Raw genomic sequence first — 5,584 nt, forward strand, 5'->3', positions numbered from 1 at the left:
ATTTAAACAAACAATAGGCCAGGACAAAACTAGATGTTTTGCTCTGACCTTTTTTATGCAAATATTGTCTTGTTGAATCGTACGTTAAGTCCCATCTTCCGGTCGTTTAAGTAATTATATTATTGTAGCTAATTGCTATTCGGTCACACTGTTTAATTAATCCCGTAAACAGATTGGTGCTTCAATGCCGCCTTATACGCCGCTATCGCCAAATTAACCTGGCCGACACCATACAGTTGGCTGGTGGCGTGCTTGATTGAGCCGGATCGATTAACGTACGTCAGCATTGCGAGCAGTGGCGTCGCTGTTTGGTTCGCCTTCATGGGTGTCGTGTTCACGTATTTTTGAGTCGTTGAATCGTTTGCTAAGGCGATGATCGCTTCGGCTGTCGAATTCGCGTTAGCCGTCGTTTTGCCATTGAATGTGTAGCCAAAAGCGCCGTTGGGTTGGGAAATACTGAATAGGAATTTTTGGCCGCTTTGAATACTTGAGCGAACATGGTTGCTACTGGAACCACTCCGAGAAAGGGCTGTTAAGACCATGCTGGTCGTGTCGGCGTCCTTGGTTCCCTGAGCGTTATTGTACGTCCACCCCGAATTTGTCAATTGCGCATTCACCAACCGCGAGCTCAGACTGGTCTTGCTAAATTTGGCGTTGCTTGGCCGTTTAAATTTACTGCTCATCGAAACGGCAATCAGCACCTGAGCTTGTGAGCTGGCTGTTTGGTTGGAAATGCGTGCGCGATACAGCCTGGCCACCAGATTGATTCCGTGTTTTTGGTGATATGGCTTGTATTTTTTCGCGTTCATCCCCATCGCCGACACCGCCATTACGGCATTGGCTAACGAAGCGGCCGGCGTATTTCGCTTAATCACCAAGTTCTTGCGTAATAAAGTTCTTTGCTTGGTGGTGAAACGATAATGGTTCCCTTTGAGACCAAGTAAAAAATCGGAGTAACCAGAAGATGCACCAGTATCCGGATAAGCTTTCTTGCTAAAAATGGCACTGGTCTTACCGGACAAGCCGGTTCGATTTTTGATCAACATCTTTTTGGCATAGTTATAGGTCCGTTTTGTCTGGGTGTGAATTGTCTTGGCTGTGGCCGTGTGAAGAGATGCAGCGTTAGTCGTTGTCGCAAAAGTAACGACCGTCAGCGCAGCGGTTGATGCCACCAGGATTTTTTTAATCAGTTGATTCATATGAAAGAACCTCCTCAAAATACGTCATTATTTGTTGTAAGTCAGCGAAATTTGATCACCTTTTTTGACAGTATACGCACCAATCGACACGTTCGGTTGGTTGCCATTGACTGCGTATAACCAGCCGGTCATGGTTCCCGCTGGCCCGGCATTATACCCATCAATCCCTTTAACGTAAGCTGTACTGCCGGACCCACTGGTTGTAATCGATAAGTTGTGTTGTGAAGCCAGGGCATTTAACGCGTCCAGTGCTGTTTTACCTTTGGACACCGTGACGCTGCCGCTTGCAATTACTGAGCCATTGGCGTTAATCGTCACTGTTACCGTCTCAGTACTGGAGTCCGTGTTAGAACCAGAATTGGCATTGGCATTTCCAGCCGGATTAGTCGGCACATTGTTTGGCAGTGTGGCGGTCCCATTGGATGTCGTTGGCGTCGTTTGCTCTTGGGTCGTCGTAGAAGATGAACTGGTTGCAGATGAAGTGGGGACAGTCGGCGTTGCCGTGGCATCAGTGTTTTGAACAACCGCTTTTGCAATCCGAGTGGCAAATACCATTTTTTTGTTGGCGGAGACGTAGCAGCCATTGGCCAACCGCAGACGAGTTGTGCGCCCATACTTAACAACTTGTTTAACTGCTAGAAGCGCATTTTTCTTTACGTGATGCTTCCTATCGGTCAGTTTGACTTTTCCATACTCATTGATTCCTTTAGGATTGATCACTTTAACCTGGATAACTTTAGCAGAATAGTAAGCCCTTGAGAAATGGGTTGCCCCTGCTAATGCGTAGCCGGTCTTACCACTCCCGAGGTTTTTCAGCTTATAAATCGGCTGGCTGTTTTGATTGATCGTTTGGCTGATGACGAGAAACATCGGCCGCTTGGTTCGAGGTTGCTTCTGATAGGTCCGTATGAGATTGGACTTGGTAAAGTGAGTCGTTTTGTACAGCTTAACCTTCGTCAACCCATAGACAACCGATCCCTTGATACTTTGATGCTTCTTTTGAGGGGTTGGCGCTACTTGCGAACTTGCGCTTGAGGCTGAACTCGATGAATTTGCCCCGCTACTAATAATCGTCGTGTAATTATTGTTGATCGTGGTCGGTGCTGTGCTTGTCGAATTGGCGTTTGAATCAACAATTTTCACATTGTTGATTGCCGCGATCCCCACCGCTCTGTCGGCAATTGCTTCCTCAGCCGAAGTATCAGCGTTAATTTTTGTGATTGAACTTTCGAGAATCTGGTTAACCTGACTGATCGCGGTTGCCTTATCAGTTGCGGAGCCTACCGTATCGCCGTTAATTACTTGTTTTTGAGCCGTGGCCGTCTGATTTAATTTAGCAAGTTCTCGTGGCCTGAAGGTCGGGTTCTGTTCAAAATTAAAGATCCACCCCTGACCACCATCTTTGGTAAATTTGGCTTGTTCCAAAGTATAGGTGGCTTGCTGAAGCAGCATCGAATTACTGTCCGCATCAATGTCTTTTTGATCCAACAAGCGTTGAACAGGTGCTTTGTAATCCGCCTTATTGTTCAATGACGTATAAACATCGACGCCCGCGGCTGCCAGTCCGTCGACCATCGTAATGTTGTTATACTGATCTTCCTTATTATCTTGATTGCCAAAACCACCGTTTGGTTGGTAATAGTGACTTTCAACTTCGGCTACCGCTTTTGAAATTGCTGCCGGAACCCCTGGCTGATCCGTATTCATTGAGAGTGCCTGTAGGGCTCGTCCAGTAGGATCAACATCACCCCACGCAGACTTCCAGATACCTGATGCTGAATCCCGAGCAGCCAAGAGTTTGGTCGTCAAACTGGCCCGCGCTTTTTCACTTGCTTTGCCGTAACTTCCAGTACTTAAAGCTTCCAGGTCGTTAACCAAAGTATATAAATCCGGCTTCTCCTTTTGTGCCAGTGGATCGTTAATAACCTGCCCCACCAAATCCTTTTTATTAATGTTGGTCGGATCTTTTCCCAAAGCACGAAGACCAATGACGCCCGCAACGTTTGAAACGCCGGCATAGCCATGATCCTCCCCGCTCAGAAAATAGTTCGTGGTAACAATGTCGTTATAGGCGTTTTGTGCCTGGGCATCGGTAATGCCATTGTCACTGGTGGCCAAAATGGCGGCATCCCACGCATCTAACGTCTCTTTTTGCGCGGTCAGTTTGACGCCGGATGCAATGGCTGAATCAACGTCGGCCGAAGTGTCTGCTCTGGCAACGTTACTTCCTCCGGCAAATAATAAGGTCAACCCTAATATGAGTGATATCCAATAAACAAACTGCTTTTTCTTCATGTGTATGCTCTCCTCCAAATAATTAAATCGTGATGACGCCCTCAACAAAAAATGAACACAACAAAAAAGCCCGGCTAGTTTCGCTAGCCAGGGCCGTTTCTCAATCACTAATAACCTAAATTCAGACACTTATTTTGGGTACACAAAATATCCGAGAGATACGCTATTAATTGACAAAGCCGACCCTAAGAAGCTTTGCAATCGGCATAACAAACGTATCCTGACTTGATCTCGTCCTACAACTGTCCTCTTTCCAGGGTGACCCAGTGAGTTGTGACAGCTTCGTCAATCTTACAGTAGCGAAGGGGCTGTAAAGGATTTGCACCTTTTTCCGTTTTATTATGCTTCTTAACATGGAAAATTATAGCATAGAAAGTTGACCGATCTTGGAGCTTTTGAAAAAGTGTTAGTAAAATGCTGTTTTAGAACAGCTGCAAAAACCTGCACTCCCCAAATAAAGCTCAATAGCCCAGCCACGCGAGTAATTGCGTAACTGGGCTATTGGTGATCTGGTGGTTCTAATTTATCGTGTTGTCAATTCTACAAATTTCTTTGGATAGTTAAGCACCTCTCCCGGGTTAGGCTGCTTTTTAGGACAGCTCCACCCCATCTGATCCCTCCGCTTAACCGATAAAAGCCGTTAGCCACACAATTCATGGCTAACGGCTTTTATCAATTAATGCTCGGGATCACCCGATGGGTTTCCGCTCACTGCTTTTGAGGACAGCTCCGACGCAACTGATGCTAACGTGTAAGCCTAAAATGATTTAAATCCAAATTCGGGATTTTAATCATTTTAAGCTTACACACCGCATCACCCGTTGCTCGTCGCTCACTTATTCCATTAATACTCAGAAGCTAAACGGTTTGTTCCACTCACTATTTTTCTACATTCGTTCCTTCATAATCGTCAATCATAATTTGCTTCAAATCGGCAATCAAAGGTTCCTTTGGGTTGGCTGTCGTGCATTGGTCTTCGTATGCTAATACTGCAAGACGATCAACTGCTGCATCGAACTTCGCCTTGTCGACGCCCCAAGCCTTCAAGCTTAAGGTTACGCCAACTTCATGAGCTAACTTGATAATTCTTTGAACTAATCCTTCGATCAATTCATCGTCGTTCTTACCTTGAATTCCAACGTAACGGGCAATTTCTGCATAGTCCTTGTTGGCACGGAAATACTCGTACTTAGGCCATACGGCGATCTTTTCTGGTAATTTGGCATTGTAACGAATCACATGTGGCATCGTGATTGCAATCGCGATCCCATGGGTCAAGCCGAATTCGCCACCAAGCTTATGAGCAACCGAATGGTTAATTCCTAAGAAGGCATTACCAAATGCCATTCCGGCTAAGGTTGCAGCGTTATGCATTTCTTCTTTAGCGTGCATGTTGCCATTGTATGAGTCGGCCAGGTTATCAAATACCAACTTGATTGCTTGCAGTGACAATGGACGGGTGTAATCAGATGCCATTGTCGAAACGAATGATTCGATTCCGTGGCATAAAGTATCCAAACCAGAAGCAGCAATGTTTCCCTTTGGTACAGTTTCAACAAATTGTGGGTCAACAATCGCAACATCAGGTGTCAAAGCGTAGTCAGCCAATGGGTACTTAACATGCGTCTTTGAGTCGGTGATAACAGCAAATGGCGTCACTTCTGAACCAGTTCCTGAAGTTGTTGGGATCGCAATCATTTGAGCCTTCTTAGGCTTGTTGAAACGGTATGCCCGCTTTCTGATATCGATGAACTTTTGCTTAGCACCGAAGAAACTGGTCTTAGGGTCTTCGTAGAATAGCCACATGTTCTTGGCAGCGTCTAATGGAGAACCACCACCCAAGGCGATGATTGTATCAGGCTTGAATGCGTTCATTTGACGAACACCTTTTTCAACCGTATCAGTGGTTGGATCAGGTTCAACCCCTGAGAACAGTGAATATTCGATTTCGTTAGGGCGACGCTTCAATTCGTCAAGCACTTTGTCAACATATCCGAACTCAACCATTTCTGGGCTGGTTACGATGAATACCTTGTTAATGCCAGGCATATCCATGAGGTAACGAACAGAAGTCTTTTCAAAGTAAACTC

At 45.7% G+C, this 5,584-nt stretch carries 3 protein-coding genes and 1 riboswitch; all 3 genes read right to left on the reverse strand.

What is annotated here, in order from left to right; genetic code table 11:
• Window positions 1-152: 152 nt before the first annotated feature.
• Window positions 153-1,199, reverse strand: a complete 1,047-nt coding sequence (locus AB3112_RS07580) for a fucose-binding lectin II (RefSeq protein WP_367334220.1) — start codon at window positions 1,197-1,199, stop codon at window positions 153-155.
• A 27-nt stretch (window positions 1,200-1,226) separates the two neighbouring features.
• Entirely contained in the window at window positions 1,227-3,494 is a 2,268-nt protein-coding gene (locus tag AB3112_RS07585) for a DUF5776 domain-containing protein (RefSeq protein ID WP_367334221.1), read from the reverse strand.
• 194 nt (window positions 3,495-3,688) lie between these two features.
• Window positions 3,689-3,874: riboswitch (cobalamin riboswitch) on the reverse strand.
• A 499-nt stretch (window positions 3,875-4,373) separates the two neighbouring features.
• Window positions 4,374-5,584, reverse strand: a 1,211-nt coding sequence (locus tag AB3112_RS07590; protein ID WP_367334222.1) for an iron-containing alcohol dehydrogenase, incomplete at its 5' end; no start/stop codon positions are given.

It is taken from the genome of Lentilactobacillus sp., assembly GCF_040773105.1.
GTDB lineage: Bacteria > Bacillota > Bacilli > Lactobacillales > Lactobacillaceae > Lentilactobacillus > Lentilactobacillus parabuchneri.